We start from the raw sequence: 14,896 nt of genomic DNA on the forward strand, positions 1-14,896 counted from the left end.
GGAACTGCACGCGTCCACTCTACGGTCCCCAGACAACAAACCCCGCCCCCCAACCAACGGGGGCAGCCGCAGGGGCACCACCACAACCGAATAACGCTCACGAAACACCGTGACCACAACACTTCCCACCCACACCACGCGCGTGCGGGCCGGGACACAGGGTTACGGCGGTCATAGCGTGGGGGAAACGCCCGGTCCCATCCCGAACCCGGAAGCTAAGACCCACAGCGCCGATGGTACTGCACCCGACAGGGTGTGGGAGAGTAGGACACCGCCGGACAACCACTCGGTCGAGCCCCCCAACCCCACGGTTGGGGGGCTCCCACCTTTAACGGCTAGCCCCACCACTCCACGACCCGCGCCAGCATCCGCCGGCCCTCCTCCTCGAAGGCTGCGTCGCCTACGTCATGGGCCCACACGATAGTGCCGAGGGACTGGAGCAGGTTGTCGAGGCGCCAGCCCCCGGGATCCTCCCCCGGCCCTCGGCCGTAGCCAGCGTAGAACGCCGCCCGCAGGGCAGCGCCGTCGTGCGCGCGCCCCCGGAACCCGACGCCGTGGCCCACTGTGGGCGGCTCGGCGAACCAACGCTGCTCGAGCCGCACGAGGTCCGTGACCCACGGCCGGTAGCCGGCGCGGCCCCAGTCGATGACGTGCAGGAGCCCGGTGCCCTCCTCCCAGCCGCCGTCCTCGATCCAGTTCCGCGGCTGGTAGTCGCCGTGCGTCGCGACGAGGAGCCGCGGCTCCGGCCGGTGCGCTCTGGCGAGCCCCGCGACCACGCGTAACTGGCCCGCAGGCGCGAGGCCCCGGGCGCGCTCGAGGAAATCGCCGATCTCGTTCAGGACTGCCGGGTCGTAGCCGCGGTTCTCCCCGCGCGGGGTGTGCAGGCGGGCGAGCAGCTCGCCCGCCTGGCGGAAGACCTCGGGGCGCCGCTCGTGGGGGCCGCCCTCGACGAGCCGCCCCGGCAGCCACGTGCAGGCGAGGATGCCCGCGCCGGTGTCGGCGTGCAGGAGCCGCGGCGTCCTCGGCGGCGTGAGGGCGAGCAGGGGCGCCGTCATCTGCCGGTGGGCGCGCGCCTCGCGCTGGATGTGGTGCGACGTCTCGGAGGCCTTGACGACGGCGGGCCCCGCCGGCGTGCCGACCCGCAGCACCGTGATCCCCTGAACCCCCCAGGACATGTCCTCCTCGACCGTCCAGTCGCCGAACCAGCGGTCGAGCAGCACGCGCTGGCGCGTGGTCAGGGGAAGGGGCACGCTCCCACGGTACTCACCCATGCAAGGACGGCAGGGAGTTGGAAGCCCCGGAGCGCACGATTGGGGGAATACGCGCTCCGGGGCGGTCAAGGGGCGCCACCCCGGCGAACCGAGCCCGCTGTGGCACATCCGCCACCCTACCGTCCGCCAGCGCGCGGCGGCCAGCATCCGCCACCGTGCCGGCGCGTGTCGCGGCGCCGCCCGCGGCGCCGCCGCGCGCCCGGCGAGGGCGCACGCGGACCCTTGCCCCTCCGTCGTGCGCGGTGCTCGAATAGGCGCCATGGAATCCTCCCGGTACCTCCTTGCCATCGGCACGAAGAAGGGGCTGTGGCTCGCCACGAGCCCGGACCGCCGCTCCTGGACGCTCGGCGAGCCCCAGTTCCTCATGCAGGAGATCCCGTCGATCGGGATCGACACGCGCGGGGGCCGCACCCGGGTCCTCGTGGGCGTGAGGTCGGAGCACTTCGGCCCCACCGTGGTGCACTCGGACGACCTCGGGGCGAGCTGGTCCGAGCCCGAGGAGGGCTCGGTCGTCTTCCCCGAGGGCACCGACGCGGCCCTCGAGCGCATCTGGCAGATCCGGCCCGACACGGAGCGGCGCAGCGGCGTCGTCTGGGCTGGCGCCGAGCCGATCTCGGTGTGGAAGTCCACCGACGGCGGCCGCACCTTCGCGCTCAACCGCGCCCTGTGGGACCACGCGGACAAGGACCAGTGGGGTGCGGGCGCGGGCGGAGCCGCCGCCCACACGATCGTCCCGGACGCGACGGACGACAGCCTCGTCCATGTCGCCATGAGCACCGGCGGCGTCTACCGCAGCACCGACGCGGGGGCGAGCTGGACGGCCCGCAACCACGGCATCTCGGCCTACTTCCTCCCCGACCCGAACCCCGAGGTCGGCCAGTGCGTGCACAAGATCGCCGCGGACACGGACGGCCGGCTCTACGCGCAGAACCACCGCGGCGTCTACCGCAGCGACGACTCGGGCGACACCTGGGTCTCGATCGCGGAGGGCCTGCCCGCGGACTTCGGCTTCGTCATGCTCACCCACCCGCGCCGCGGCGGGACGGCGTGGGTGGTCCCGCTCGTCTCGGACTGGGAGCGCATCGCGCCCGGCGGGCACCTCGCCGTCCACCGCACGGACGACGCCGGTTCGACCTGGCGCGCGCTCGACCACGGCCTGCCCGCCGTCGACTACAACACCGTGCTGCGCGACGCCGCCTCGGTCGACTCGGCCGAGCCGGTCGGCGTCTACTTCGGCACCCGCGGCGGGTCGGTCTACGCGAGCGCGGATGAGGGCGAGTCCTTCCAGGAAGTCGCGGCGCGGCTCCCGGATGTGCTCTGCGTGCGCGCCGCGGCGCTCCCCGAAGGGGTCGGCAGCAGCGGCGCGGACGACGGCGGTCCGGGAGCTTAGCCGTGCCCGTCTCCGTCGTCATCCCCTCGGTGCTTGCCCCGGCGGCGCGCGGGCAGACCGAGTTCGAGGTCCCCGACGCCTCGGGCAGCGTGCGCGGCGTCCTCGAGGCCCTCGCGGCCGAGTTCCCCGTGCTCGGCCGCCGGCTGCGGGACGAGCGCGGCGCGCTGCGCAGGCACGTGAACGTGTACGTGGGCGGCCAGGACGTACGCCGGCTCGAGGGGCTCGACACGGCGGTACGGCCGGGCCAGGAGGTCCTCGTCATCCAGTCCGTCGCCGGGGGCTAACCCCGCCCCACCCGTACCGCCACACGCGGGGTCACCTCTCAAGGACCGTTAGTCAATGTCCTGACAGTGACCCCGGGTCCTAGGGACGTGCCCCCTCATCGTAGGGACGTGACCCCGCATCGGGAGGGAGGCGACCCCTCATCGTAGGGAGGTGACCCCGGATTGAGGGGGCGGCTAGCCGGCGAGCCGCCCGGACGCGACGTGCCACAGGGCGAAGTCCTCGGCCTGGATGGCCCGGCGCTGGCGGCTGTCCTCGAGCTTGATCCACACGACGCCGACGCCCGGCGCCGTGTCGTACACCGTGCCCCGCAGGACGGTTCGGCCGCTGCGGGCCTCGATGAGCTCGCCACGGTGGAGATCGGTGAGTCGCCGGACGCGGTGGTGGGTTTCGCTCGTCATGGACTGAGTGTGCCGGAGGCGTATTGCCGGGCGGTTTCCAGACGGTGTGCGGGCGGTAAGGTGCCCGCGGCCAGACGGTTTCCGCTCCCTGACGTTGCGAGGGAGGCCACGGAGAAAAAAGCGGTGTCCCGGGGGCTGGATTATTACAAGTCCTGTCATCTACCCGGGGGTAGTGCCCAAATGGGGGGTCCGCCGGGTACCGTCAGGCTGGGATGTCATGCGGATCACACCGCCAAAGGGGGCTGGTGGACGCATGCGAGGGGACAGTCGAAGGGGCCGCAGTATGGGAGCGAAGTTCGAAGTGCGCCGCGAAGGCGAAGGCAGCCGGCAGTACAGGGTCCAGCTCCGCGGGGACGATGGGACGCTTCTCGCCGACCTCGGGCCCTTTCCGAGCATCGACGAGGTCAAGGCGGGGATCGCGCGCCTGCGCGAGTGTGCCGCGCTGGGACTCGTCGTCGACCTGACGAGGACTGCCTAGAACTCAGACGAGGACTGCCTAGAACCCAGGGGCGCCGCACCGAGACTCCGTGCGGCGCCCTTTGCGTGCGGCGTTTTCGTGTGCAACGAGGGTGCAACCTTCCTCGGGCGGCCCCTCCGGAGTCCCGCGTACACTTGTGAGCCACGGCACACATGAAGGAGTGGGTGGGCGTGCGAACACAGGAGCCCGACGCCGCGGGGACGCCCGCGCGTCCCGTCGTGGCCGACTCGTGGCGCCGCTCGCTCGCGACCCACGCGCGCCGCGAGGATGCCGCCGTGACGAGCATCCTCCCCGGCGATGAGCTCGCCGCCTACCGCGAGGGGCACCCGCTCGCGCGCGTCATGTCCATCATCGAACAGCTCCTCATCCAGCCCGCGCGGGATGCCGGGATCCTCGTCGCCGTCGGCGACTCGGAGAGCCGGCTCCTGTGGCTCGGCGGTGACGCCGGAACGCGCCGGCGCGCCGAGCGGATGGCGTTCCTCGAGGGTGCCGACTGGTCCGAAGCGAGCATCGGGACGTCCGCGCCGGGCACGGCGCTCGCGACCGGCGGGGCCGTCCAGATCCGCGGCGCCGAGCACTTCAGCCCCCTCGCAGAGGCCTTCTCCTGCACCGCTGTGCCCGTCCGGGACCCGCGCACGGGCACGCCGCTCGGCGTCGTCGACATCACCGGCGGCGAGCAGGCCGCCGCCGGCCATGCCCTGCCGTGGCTCCGCGCCGCCGTCGCCACGGCCGAGGAGCGGCTCCGCGGGCTCGCGCAGCACGCGCACGGCGGCGGCCCGGGCCCTGGCGTTCCGGGCGCGCGGGCCGGGGCGCCGCCGTCGGACGCTCCCGCCGTGCTCTCCGTGACCGGACGCGACCAGGGCGTCGTGCGCGCGGGCGAGCGGACCCTGAGCCTGAGCGTGCGGCACTCCGAGATCCTCGTGCTCCTGGCCGGGCACCCACGTGGGCTCACGGCCGAGGAGCTCGCCGAGCGCCTCTACACCCAGTCCGTGCCGCCGGTGACGCTGCGGGCCGAGCTCGTGCGGCTGCGCAAGGCCCTCGACGGGTTCGGCGCCGGGGTCACGCTCCTCTCCCGGCCCTACCGCGTTGAGGGGCTCGAGGTGGACTCGATGAACGCCCTCGCGCTCCTCGAGCGCGGCTCACACCGGCAGGCGCTTGGCACGTATGGCGGGCAGCTCCTCCCGCGGTCCGAGGCCCCCGCGATCGCCGAGCTGCGCGACGAGCTCTCCGCGACACTGCGCGAGGCCGTCGTCGGGAGCGCCGCCGTGGACGTCCTCCTCCACTACCTGCGCCTGCCGGAGGCCGCGGACGACGCCGAGGCCTGGCGCACCGCGCTGCGCCTCCTCCCGCCGCGCTCGCCGAGGCGCGCCGCCGTCGTCGCGCACCTCGAGCGCCTCGCGGGGTAGGGGCTTCACACTGTCGGTGGCCGAGCGTAGGCTCGCGACGGTCAGCCAACCACGAACGAGGAGCGAGACGTGCCCACGATCCTGAACCCGTACCTGAACTTCAAGGACAACGCCCGCGAGGCCATGACGTTCTACCAGTCGGTGCTCGGCGGCGAGCTGAACGTCAGCACCTTCGCGGAATTCCACGCGACGGACGCCCCGGAGGACGCCGACAAGATCATGCATGCCCAGCTCACGACGCCGGGCGGGCTCACCCTCATGGGTGCGGACACGCCGTCGTACATGCAGTTCAACCCCGGCACGAACTTCGCGATCTCGCTCAGCGGGGAGGACGACGGCGAGCTGCGCGGCTACTGGGAGAAGCTCTCCGAGGGCGCCACCATCGCGGCCCCGCTCGAGCCGGCGCCGTGGGGCGACACGTTCGGCATGCTCACGGACCGCTTCGGCGTCGGGTGGCTCGTGAACATCGCGGGCAAGCAGGAGGGCGCGGCGCCGCAGGCCTGACCGCGGCTTCGTGTCACGGTCGGCGGGCCACTGGGGCTCCGCCGCCGGTTCACGGGTGCTTCACGCGGGGGCCCGGGGGAATTCACCCCCGGGCCCCCGCGGCGCAACCTGCCTGACGCACGGTGGGGAGGGAGTCCGTCCCCACCGTCAGGAGGAGCCCCGTGACCAGCACGCCCGTCTCCCGCCGCACTGCCCTCGGCACGGCCGCCGCCCTCTCGATCGCTGGCGCCGCTGGGGCCGCAGGCCCGGCACTGGCCAGTCCGGCCCAGGCCTCGGCGGGCGAGGCGCTGATCGGCGCCGCGGGCCAGATGGACCTGCACGTCATGAGCTTCAACATCCGCCTCGACCTCTCGGGCACGCTTCCGGGCCAGGCGGACCACTGGCCCGAGCGCATCCGCGCGCTCCAAGCCGTCCTCGGGCTCGAGCGTCCCACGATCCTCGGCGTGCAGGAGGCCCTCTACCATCAGCTCGCCACGGTTGAGGAGGCCCTCCCGCAGCACTTCCGCAGCGTCGGCTACGGCCGCGATGGAGGCAGCGCGGGCGAGCACTCGGCGATCTTCTACGATTCCCGGCGGCTGGACGTGCTCGAGTGGGACCAGTTCTGGCTCTCGGACACTCCCGCCACGATCGGCTCGGCGACGTGGGGCAACACCGTGACCCGCGTCGCCGTGTGGGCGCGCTTCCGGGACCTCTCGACGGGCCGCGAGCTGCTCGCCGTCAACACGCACTTCGACCACGAGTCCGAGAACGCGCGGATCCTGAGCGCCCAGGCGATCGCGGACCTCCTGGCCGGGTTCACGCTCCCGACCGTCGTGACCGGCGACTTCAACGCGCCGGCCGAGACCCCCGGCGCGTACGAGGCGCTCGTGGGCAGCGGGCTCCTCCGCGACACGTGGACGGCCGCCGAGCGGCGGCTCACTCCGGCCTGGGGCACGTTCGCGAACTACAAGGACCCGGTCGAGGGCGCGAGCCGGATCGACTGGGTCCTGGCCACCTCGGGGATGACGGTGCACCAGGCCGCGATCAACCCGTTCACCCTCGAGGACCGGTACCCGAGCGACCACCTGCCCGTCCAGGCCCTGGTCCGGATCCCGTAGGGCACCGCGTACTCTGCGGCCGCGGTCCAGTCCACGGTGACGCCCCCGGCGCGTCCCGAATCCCTCGGTGGAGCCCCCTGCCCAGCGCGTGGCAGGGCACATAGACTCGGCCTCACGGGCGGCAGGGAGGCCGCCGGAGCATAAGGGGCAAACACGTGAGAATCGGCATCGCGAGGGAACGGCGCGAGGGGGAGCGGCGGGTGGCCGCCACCCCCGACACCGTGCGGCAGCTGGCCGGCCTGGGACTCGACGTCGTCATCGAGAGCGGCGCGGGGGACGCCTCGGGCCACCCCGACGCCGCCTACCGGGAGGCCGGCGCGCACGTCGTCCCGCGCCTCGACCACGCGACCCTCGGCCTCCTCGCCCACGTCCGCCCCCTCGATCCCGCCGTCGCCGCCGCGCTCCCGCGGGGCGCCGCGAGCGTGGGCCTCGCCTCGCCGTCGTCCGAGCTGCCCACCGTGCGCGCGCTCGCGGACGGGGGCGTCACCTCGTTCGCGCTCGAGCTCGTCCCGCGCATCTCCCGCGCGCAGTCGATGGACGCGCTCACCTCGCAGGCCCTCGTCGCCGGGTACCGCAGCGTGCTCGAGGCCGCGATGCGCCTGCCGCGCTTCTTCCCGCTGTACATGACGGCGGCCGGGACGGTCCCGCCGGCCAGGGTGCTCGTGCTCGGCGCCGGGGTTGCCGGGCTGCAGGCGATCGGCACCGCGAAGCGGCTCGGCGCGCGCGTCTCCGCCAACGACATCCGCCCCGCCTCCGCCGACGAGGTCGCCTCGATGGGCGGGACGTTCATCAGGCTCGACGTCGAGGCCGCAGAGAAGACAGAAGGAGCGGGAGGCTACGCGCGCGAGCTCACCGCGGACCGCGGCGCCCTCCAACGACAGCTGCTCGCGCCGCACGTCGCCGAGTCCGACGTGCTCATCACGACGGCGGCCATCCCCGGCCGGCACGCCCCGCTGCTCGTGACCCGGGACATGGTCGCGGCGATGCGGCCCGGCTCGGTCGTCGTCGACCTCGCAGCCGAGCAGGGCGGGAACGTCGAGGGCACGGTCGCGGGGGAGGACATCGAGGTGCCGACCACGGACGGCCGCGGCCACGTGACGCTCGTGGGGCTCAAGGATCCCGCGTCGGCGCTCCCCGCCGACGCGTCGCGGCTGTACGCGAAGAACGTCGCGAACCTCGTCGCGCTCATCGTGCGCGAGGGGCAGCTCGCGCTCGACTTCGACGACGACGTCGTCGCCGGCGCGTGCCTCACGCACGACGGCGAGGTGCGGCACCCGCCGACGGCCGAGGCGATCGAGGCCCTCGTCGCCAGTGGCGAGGAGCTCGCCCTCGGGGAGCCTGCGGGCGGGGGCGGTGTGAGACCGGACGAGCAGGTCGAGGAGGGAGCGGGCTGATGGGCGGCGTGGAGCTGCTGACGATCACGGTGCTGGCCGTGTTCGTCGGCTTCGAGGTGGTCTCGAAAGTGTCCAGCACCCTGCACACCCCGCTGATGTCCGGGGCCAACGCGATCCACGGCATCATCCTCGTCGGGGCGATCATCGTGGCCGGACAGGCCGCGGACCCGATCGTGCTCGCGGTCGCGCTGCTTGCCGTCGTGCTCGCGACGGCGAACCTCGTCGGCGGCTTCGTCGTGACGGACCGGATGCTCGAGATGTTCCGCGGGCGCCGGCCCGGCCCGGGAGCCGGGGCAGCCGTTCCGGGGGACGCCGCGAAGGAGGTCCGCGAGTGATCCTCCTCGACCCCCTCTGGACGGCGCTGCTGTACCTCCTCGCGGCAGTGTGCTTCATCCTGGCCCTCAAGGGGCTCTCGTCGCCGCGGCACGCACGCCGGGGCAACCTCGTCGGCGCGGCCGGGGCGGTCGTCGCCGTCGTCGCCGTGTTCCTCTCGGCCCGACTCGACAACATCCCGTGGATCCTCGGCTCGATCGCGCTCGGCACGGCGGTCGCGGCCCCCGTCGCGCGGCGGGTGCGGATGACCCAGATGCCGCAGCTCGTGGCGCTGTTCAACGGCGTCGGCGGCGGCGCGGCAGCGCTCGTGGCGCTGCTCGAGCTCCCGCACGCCGCCGGGCAAGACGACGCGTGGATGCGGCTCGCGATCGTCTTCACGCTGCTCGTCGGCGCCGTGTCCTTCGCCGGCTCGGGCGTGACGTTCGCGAAGCTCCAGGAGCTCATGACCACCCGGCCGGTCGTGTTCCCTGGCCTCGCGGCGGTGATGGGCGCGGTGCTGCTGGCCGCGCTCGGGTGCGCGGCCGCCGTCGTGCTCCTGGGCTCCTACCCGCTGGCGCTCGCGCTGCTCGGGCTGGGTCTCGTGGCCGGCGTCCTGCTCGTCCTGCCCGTCGGAGGGGCGGACGTGCCGATCGTCATCTCGCTGCTCAACGCGTTCACGGGCCTCGCCGTCGCGGCGAGCGGGCTCGTGCTCGGGAACGTCCTGCTCGTCGTCGCGGGCACGCTCGTCGGCGCCTCCGGAACGATCCTGACCCGGGCGATGGCGGCCGCGATGGGCCGCAGCGTGGGCGGCATCATGTTCGGCGCGTTCCGGGGAGGCTCGACGGCGGGCTCCACCGCCATGAGCGAGCGGCCCGTCCGCTCGGGCAGCCCCGAGGACGTCGCCGTGCTGCTCGGGTACGCGCAGCGGGTCATCATCGTGCCCGGGTACGGGCTCGCCGTCGCCCAGGGCCAGCACACCGCGGCCGAGCTCGCGCAGGCGCTCGAGGAACGCGGCATCGCCGTCGACTTCGCGATCCACCCCGTCGCCGGGCGCATGCCGGGGCACATGAACGTCCTGCTGGCCGAGGCGGACGTGCCGTACGAGGCGCTCAAGGAGATGAGCGAGATCAACGGCGACTTCCGGCACGCCGACGTCGCGCTCGTGGTGGGCGCGAACGACGTCGTGAACCCCGCCGCGAAGACCACGCCCGGCTCGCCGATCTACGGGATGCCGATCCTCGAGGTCTCCGACGCGCGGCAGGTCGTGTTCCTCAAGCGCTCGATGCGGCCCGGGTTCGCGGGGATCGAGAACGAGCTGCTCTACGAGCCGCAGACCACGCTCCTGTTCGGCGACGCGAAGGAGTCGCTGACGAAGGTGCTCGCGGCGGTCAAGGGGCTGTAGAGGGCGCGGCTACTGGAGCCTACGCCCGCCAGACCGTGGCGTCGTCGTCGACATGGATCGCCACCCGTCCCACGCCGTTGTCCAGGTGAACCCAGAAGATGGACCCGTCGTCGGCGACCAGATCGACTGTCCCGCCGGCTACGCGGGCTGCGCCTCGCTGGAGCGTGATCCGCTCGTTCCTCGTCAGGGAAGCCCACTCGGCCGGCGGCAAGGGTTCGCCCACGGGTTGGACGGCGGTTCGGGTGGGGCCGAGCGTGCAACCGGAATTCACTGTCGTATCTCCTTCTAGTGGCCGGGCTGGGCCGAGTCCGGGGCCGCCAAGGCCGTGTAGTGCCATTCGACGGCCAGCCCATCGTGCGGCGGCATGAGCTCGCCTCGCCGGAGTATGACGGGCGCCGAGAACTGGGACTCCGGCGCCCATGCTCCGCTGGTCGGGCAGTGTCCGCCGGTGACGGCGACCCGGTCCTCCCGCCGGAGGACGACGGGCAGGGAGGGAATGGGATGGGTAGGCGCGGGGCGCAGGAGGAGGGACATGCTTCTCCCGGGGGTCAGGCCGATGCGACGTTGCACCGGCGAAGGAGGTTCAGAGAGCGCCGTTCTCACGGCGCTCTCTCAGTGTGCTCCCGCTATTTCCCTATTGTCAACAATCTGCAATCAACTACTTTGCGGATCGAGGAGCTCGGCGAGGTGCTTGCTCTCACGCTCGGGGTCGAGCTGCTTCACCTGCATCGAGCAGCTGAACCCGTCGGCCAGAACAGGGGTGTCGGCGTCGGTCCTGGCGAGGGCCGGGGCGAGGGCCTGCTGGGCGACCTTCATCGAGACGTCGTAGTGCTCGGCCTCGAAGCCGAAGTTTCCGGCGACGCCGCAGCAGCCGGTGGCCTCGGAGACGTCCGCGACGCCCAGGGAGGCGAGGGCCTTGCGCTGGACGGTGGCGCCGAAGGTCGAGTACTCGTGGCAGTGCGTCTGCACGGTCACGGACTCGGGCACCTGCCGGGGCTTCCAGCCGGCGGCGGCCCAGTCGGTGACGGCCTCGGCGAAGCTGCGGATCCGGTGGGAGACCCGCTCGGCGGCCTCGGTGCCGAGGAGCTCGGGTGCCTCCTTCTTCAGGGCCGCGGCACAGCTGGGCTCGATGACGACGATCGGCGCATCGCTGCCGTCGTCGAGCTTCGCCACGGCCTTGGCGAGTGAGGCCTTGGCGGTGTCGAGCTGGCCGGTGGAGATCCACGTGAGGCCGCAGCAGGCGTCGGCCTCGCACGCGACGGTGCGGCCGGTGTCGGCGACGACGCGGGCGGCGGCTCCGGCGACCTCGGGCCGGAAGCCCTTCGTGAAGGAGTCGACGAACAGCACGACGTCGGCCCCGCCCGCCGTCGTCCGCCCGCGCGCCGTCGTCTGCTCGACTCCGGCGAGCTCCCTTCGGAGCGCGCGCCGGGAGGCGAACTTGGGCAGTGCGCGCTCGGTGGTGAGGCCGCCGAGCTTGGCGACGACCTTGCCCAGGGGCGTGGCGAGGACGGCGTTGACGAGCGGGCTCACGTGCACGGTGATCTTGAGCCAGAACGGCAGCCAGCCGAGGGAGTAGTGCGACATGGGCCGCACGCGCCCCTCGTAATAGTGCGAGAAGAACTCGGACTTGTAGGTGGCCATGTCCACGCCGGCGGGGCAGTCGTTCGAGCAGGCCTTGCAGGCCAGGCACAGGTCCAGGGCCTCGCGGACGTCCTGGGACTTCCAGCCCTCGTCGATGCTGCGGGCTCCGCGGACCATGTCCTGCAGGACGCGGGAGCGGCCTCGGGTGGAGTCCTTCTCGTCGCCGGTCGCGCGGTAGCTCGGGCACATGACGCCGCCGGCGTCGGAGCGGCAGCGGCCGACGCCGATGCAGGCCTGGACGGCGTGCACCCACGGGTCGGCCCCGGCGCGCTCGGCCTCGGCGGGCCGGAGCTCGAAGTGCGTGCGCCACTCGCGGTCGGGCACGCCCTCGAGGGCGAGGTTCGCGTCGATCGGGTCGGGGTCGGTGAGCGAGCCGGGGTTGAGCAGGCCCGTGGGGTCCCAGATCCGGCGGTACTCCTCGAACGCGGCGATGAGCGTCGGGGAGTACATGGCGGGGAGGAACTCCGAGCGGGACCGGCCGTCGCCGTGCTCGCCGGAGAGTGAGCCGCCGTGGCGGACGACGAGCTCGGCGGCCGCGGCGGTGAACTTCCGGTAGATTCTCCGGCCCTCGTCGCTGCGGAGGTCGTAGGTGATGCGGATGTGCATGCAGCCGGCGCCGAAGTGGCCGTACATGATGCCGGTCAGGCCGTGCTCGGCGAGCAGGAGCCGGAAGTCGGCGAGGTAGTCGGCGAGGTCCGCGGGGGCGACGGCGGAGTCCTCCCACCCCGCGAGGGACTCGCCGCCGCTGGCCGGGCGCGAGGACAGGCCCGCGCCGTCCTCGCGGACTCGCCAGAGCGTGGCCCGCTCGAGCGGGTCGGGCACCGCGCGCCCGTCGACCATCCTGCCGTTGGCGCGGAGCCGCTCGATCAGCCGGTCGGCGTCGGCCGCGACGTCCTCCGGCCGGTCCCCGTCGAGGTCGACGTAGAGGAAGGCCTTGCCCCGGGGCAGGCCCAGGACGGAGTCGTCGCCGCGGCGCAGCCGCATCGTGTCCACGATGGCCTCGTCGATTCCCTCGACGGCCGCCGGGCTGAACTCGAGGATCGTCGTGATGTCGCGCGCGGCGTCGACGACGTCCGCGTAGCCCAGGCACACGAGGAGCGCGCTGGGTGACTTCGGCGCGAGCCTCATCCGGGCCCGCACGACGATCGCGCACGTGCCCTCGGAGCCGACGAGCGCCCGCGCGGCGTTGAACCCGCCCTCGGGCAGCAGGTGCGCGAGGTGGTAGCCGGACACCTGCCGCTGGATGCGACCGAGCTCGGTGCGGAACGGGCCCAGGTTCCGCTGGGCCAGCCCCCTGAGCTCCTCCGCCAGGTCGAAGGCCCGCGAGACCGAGTAGGCGTCCCCGGGATCGGTGGCGCGCAGACCGCCGTCGTACGCGGTGAGCCGCGCGCCGTCGAGCGTGACGATGTCGAGCTCGGCCACGTGGTCCGACGTGCGGCCGTAGCGCACGGAGTGGTTCCCACAGGCGTCGTTGCCGACGGCGCCGCCCACCGTCGCGCGGTTCTTCGACGACGGGTCCGGGGCGAAGGTCAGCGCCCCGCCCGTGGCGCGCTCGACCTCGCGGCTGAGCACGGCGAGCACGACGCCGGGGTCGACGTCCGCCGTCCCGGACTCCTCGTCGATCGCGTGGATCCTGTCCATGTGCCGCGAGAAGTCCAGCACGATGCCCGGGCCGACGGCGTTGCCGGCCATTGACGTTCCCCCGCCGCGGCTGATTACCGGCACGCCCGTCTCCCGGCACGCCCGCATGACGGCGACGACGTCGTCGACGCTGCGCGGGAAGACCACCCCGACGGGGGGCACCCGGTAGTTGGACGCGTCGTACGAGTAGGCGGCCAGCCGGTGCCCGGAGGCCTCCACGGGCACGCCCGCGGCCTCGAGCACCGGGATCACGGCCGCCGGATCCACGGCGGGGAGAACGTCAGCGGTCATCGGATCAGGCCCCGACTCCCGCAGCAACCGGCTGAGCGGCAGCATCGACAACCGCGCCCACGGCCGCCTCGAAGCGCTCGAGGCCCGACGCGATCTCCACCTCGGTGACCACGAGGGCGGGGATGAGCCGGACGACGTTGCCCTCCGGCCCGCAGGTGAGGGTCAGGAGGCCCTCCGAGATGGCGGCCTGCTGCACCGCGGCCGCCGTCGCGGAATCCGCCGACCCGTCCGGTGCCGTGAATTCGATCCCGGCCATGAGGCCGATGCCGCGGACGTTCCCGATCACCGGGAAGCGGGTCTGGATGTCCGCCAGGCCGGCCAGGAGCTGGTTGCCGCGGAGGCGGGCGTTCTCGACGAGCCCCTCCTCCTTGATCACCTGGAGGGTCGCCACGCCGGCGGCCGCGGCGACGGCGTTGCCGCCGTAGGTGCCGCCCTGCGAGCCGGGCCACGCCTTCGACATCGTCTCGGTGGACGCTGCGATGGCCGAGATCGGGAAGCCCGAGGCGATGCCCTTGGCCGTGATGATGATGTCCGGCGAGGAGCTCGAGTGCTGGTGGCCCCAGAACTTGCCGGTGCGTCCCACACCGGCCTGGACCTCGTCGAAGATGAGCTTGATGCCGTGGCGGTCTGCGCGCTCGCGCAGGCCGTCCATGAAGGCCGGAGGCGTGGGGATGTAGCCGCCGTCACCGAGGGCCGGCTCGATGAGGAAGGCGGCCGTGTCCTCGGGCGCGGTGCGGGTCTTGAGGAGGTAGTCGAGCTCCTTGAGAGCGAACTCGACGGCGGTGGCCTCGTCCATGCCGTAGCGGTAGGCGTACGGGAACGCGGCCATGTGCACGCCGGCCATGAGCGGGGAGAAGCCCGCGGAGAACTTGGTCCCGGCCGTGGTGAGGGACGCGGCGGCGACCGTGCGGCCGTGGAAGCCGCCCTGGAAGACGACGATGTTCGGGCGGCCGGTGGCCATGCGGGCGAGCCGGACGGCCGCCTCGACGGCCTCGGAGCCGGAGTTCGCGTAGAAGACGGAGTCGAGGCCGGCCGGGAGGACCTCGCCGAGCTTCTCCGTGAGCTCGAGGAGGGGCTTGTGCATCACCGTCGTGTACTGGGCGTGAATGATCTTGCCGACCTGCTCGCGGGCGGCGGCGACGACCTTGGGGTGGCAGTGGCCGGTGCTGGTCACGCCGATGCCGGTCGTGAAGTCCAGGTAGGGCTCGCCGTCGGTGCCGAAGATCCAGCTGCCGAGGGCGTGGTCGACGACGACCGGCGTCGCCTGCTTGAGGAGGGGGCTCAGAGTGGCCATAGTTCTACCTACTTTGTGTCAGAGAGGGGTGCGGCCAGCACCTCGAGACGCTCCGGCAGGGAGGGTCGGAGGCGGCGGAGGTGCTGGCCGCG

The 14,896-nt window shown here is 73.0% G+C and carries 15 protein-coding genes and 1 rRNA gene; 10 read left to right on the forward strand and 6 right to left on the reverse strand.

What is annotated here, in order from left to right; translation table 11 throughout:
- The first annotated feature begins 163 nt into the window (after positions 1 to 163).
- Positions 164 to 280 (forward strand): 5S ribosomal RNA (gene rrf, locus BV907_RS05185).
- Between the two features lie 55 nt (positions 281 to 335).
- On the opposite strand, the gene BV907_RS05190 is transcribed toward rrf, so the two are convergent.
- On the reverse strand, positions 336 to 1,250 hold the full coding sequence (locus BV907_RS05190; protein WP_175637371.1) for an aminoglycoside phosphotransferase family protein: 915 nt from the start codon (positions 1,248 to 1,250) through the stop codon (positions 336 to 338).
- A gap of 280 nt (positions 1,251 to 1,530) precedes the next feature.
- On the opposite strand from BV907_RS05190, the gene BV907_RS05195 reads away from it, so the two are divergent.
- A complete protein-coding gene (locus BV907_RS05195; RefSeq protein ID WP_077488675.1) occupies positions 1,531 to 2,661 on the forward strand; it encodes a beta propeller repeat protein in 1,131 nt (376 codons plus the stop codon).
- 2 nt (positions 2,662 to 2,663) lie between these two features.
- Positions 2,664 to 2,945 (forward strand): MoaD/ThiS family protein, encoded by a 282-nt coding sequence (locus BV907_RS05200; protein WP_077488676.1) that lies wholly within the window; start codon positions 2,664 to 2,666, stop codon positions 2,943 to 2,945.
- Positions 2,946 to 3,119: 174 nt separating this feature from the next.
- On the opposite strand, the gene BV907_RS05205 is transcribed toward BV907_RS05200, so the two are convergent.
- Complete coding sequence (locus tag BV907_RS05205; protein ID WP_077488677.1) at positions 3,120 to 3,344, reverse strand: hypothetical protein; 225 nt, start codon at positions 3,342 to 3,344, stop codon at positions 3,120 to 3,122.
- Between the two features lie 283 nt (positions 3,345 to 3,627).
- Between BV907_RS05205 and BV907_RS05210 the strand changes: the two genes are divergently transcribed.
- The 7 genes from BV907_RS05210 to BV907_RS05240 all read left to right on the forward strand — a co-directional run bounded on the left by BV907_RS05210 (position 3,628) and on the right by BV907_RS05240 (position 9,937).
- Positions 3,628 to 3,822, forward strand: a complete 195-nt coding sequence (locus BV907_RS05210) for a YegP family protein (RefSeq protein WP_077488678.1) — start codon at positions 3,628 to 3,630, stop codon at positions 3,820 to 3,822.
- Positions 3,823 to 3,992: 170 nt separating this feature from the next.
- A complete protein-coding gene (locus tag BV907_RS05215; RefSeq protein WP_175637372.1) occupies positions 3,993 to 5,228 on the forward strand; it encodes a helix-turn-helix domain-containing protein in 1,236 nt (411 codons plus the stop codon).
- Positions 5,229 to 5,297: 69 nt separating this feature from the next.
- Positions 5,298 to 5,732, forward strand: coding sequence for a VOC family protein (locus tag BV907_RS05220; RefSeq protein WP_077488680.1), 435 nt, complete (start codon positions 5,298 to 5,300; stop codon positions 5,730 to 5,732).
- A 161-nt stretch (positions 5,733 to 5,893) separates the two neighbouring features.
- Complete coding sequence (locus BV907_RS05225) at positions 5,894 to 6,829, forward strand: endonuclease/exonuclease/phosphatase family protein (protein WP_245827809.1); 936 nt, start codon at positions 5,894 to 5,896, stop codon at positions 6,827 to 6,829.
- A gap of 155 nt (positions 6,830 to 6,984) precedes the next feature.
- Positions 6,985 to 8,223, forward strand: coding sequence for a Re/Si-specific NAD(P)(+) transhydrogenase subunit alpha (locus tag BV907_RS05230; protein WP_077488681.1), 1,239 nt, complete (start codon positions 6,985 to 6,987; stop codon positions 8,221 to 8,223).
- Entirely contained in the window at positions 8,223 to 8,558 is a 336-nt protein-coding gene (locus BV907_RS05235; RefSeq protein WP_077488682.1) for an NAD(P) transhydrogenase subunit alpha part 2, read from the forward strand. The genes BV907_RS05230 and BV907_RS05235 overlap by 1 nt, the downstream gene beginning before the upstream one ends.
- Positions 8,555 to 9,937 carry an NAD(P)(+) transhydrogenase (Re/Si-specific) subunit beta gene (locus tag BV907_RS05240; protein ID WP_077488683.1) on the forward strand — a complete coding sequence of 461 codons (1,383 nt, stop codon included), beginning with the start codon at positions 8,555 to 8,557 and terminating at the stop codon, positions 9,935 to 9,937. The genes BV907_RS05235 and BV907_RS05240 overlap by 4 nt, the downstream gene beginning before the upstream one ends.
- A 19-nt stretch (positions 9,938 to 9,956) precedes the next feature.
- Here BV907_RS05240 and BV907_RS05245 read toward each other — a convergent pair whose 3' ends face one another.
- The 4 genes from BV907_RS05245 to BV907_RS05260 form a co-directional block, all read right to left on the reverse strand.
- Positions 9,957 to 10,160, reverse strand: coding sequence for a hypothetical protein (locus BV907_RS05245; protein WP_139346614.1), 204 nt, complete (start codon positions 10,158 to 10,160; stop codon positions 9,957 to 9,959).
- Positions 10,161 to 10,222: 62 nt separating this feature from the next.
- A complete protein-coding gene (locus BV907_RS05250) occupies positions 10,223 to 10,471 on the reverse strand; it encodes a hypothetical protein (protein WP_077488685.1) in 249 nt (82 codons plus the stop codon).
- Positions 10,472 to 10,591: 120 nt separating this feature from the next.
- Entirely contained in the window at positions 10,592 to 13,510 is a 2,919-nt protein-coding gene (locus BV907_RS05255; protein WP_077488890.1) for an FAD-binding and (Fe-S)-binding domain-containing protein, read from the reverse strand.
- A gap of 4 nt (positions 13,511 to 13,514) precedes the next feature.
- Complete coding sequence (locus BV907_RS05260; protein WP_077488686.1) at positions 13,515 to 14,804, reverse strand: aspartate aminotransferase family protein; 1,290 nt, start codon at positions 14,802 to 14,804, stop codon at positions 13,515 to 13,517.
- Positions 14,805 to 14,896 lie beyond the last annotated feature (92 nt).

It is taken from the genome of Sinomonas mesophila (genome assembly GCF_001999765.1).
Taxonomy (GTDB): Bacteria; Actinomycetota; Actinomycetes; order Actinomycetales; family Micrococcaceae; genus Sinomonas; species Sinomonas mesophila.

What these genes read in the sequence shown, in the direction of transcription:
- BV907_RS05195 (WP_077488675.1), top strand. Translation starts at nt 1,531, where the DNA reads ATGGAATCCTCCCGGTACCTCCTTGCCATCGGCACGAAGAAGGGGCTG.
- BV907_RS05235 (WP_077488682.1), top strand. Translation starts at nt 8,223, where the DNA reads ATGGGCGGCGTGGAGCTGCTGACGATCACGGTGCTGGCCGTGTTCGTC.
- BV907_RS05210 (WP_077488678.1), top strand. Translation starts at nt 3,628, where the DNA reads ATGGGAGCGAAGTTCGAAGTGCGCCGCGAAGGCGAAGGCAGCCGGCAG.
- BV907_RS05260 (WP_077488686.1), bottom strand. Translation starts at nt 14,804, where the DNA reads ATGGCCACTCTGAGCCCCCTCCTCAAGCAGGCGACGCCGGTCGTCGTC.
- BV907_RS05255 (WP_077488890.1), bottom strand. Translation starts at nt 13,510, where the DNA reads ATGACCGCTGACGTTCTCCCCGCCGTGGATCCGGCGGCCGTGATCCCG.
- BV907_RS05205 (WP_077488677.1), bottom strand. Translation starts at nt 3,344, where the DNA reads ATGACGAGCGAAACCCACCACCGCGTCCGGCGACTCACCGATCTCCAC.
- BV907_RS05250 (WP_077488685.1), bottom strand. Translation starts at nt 10,471, where the DNA reads ATGTCCCTCCTCCTGCGCCCCGCGCCTACCCATCCCATTCCCTCCCTG.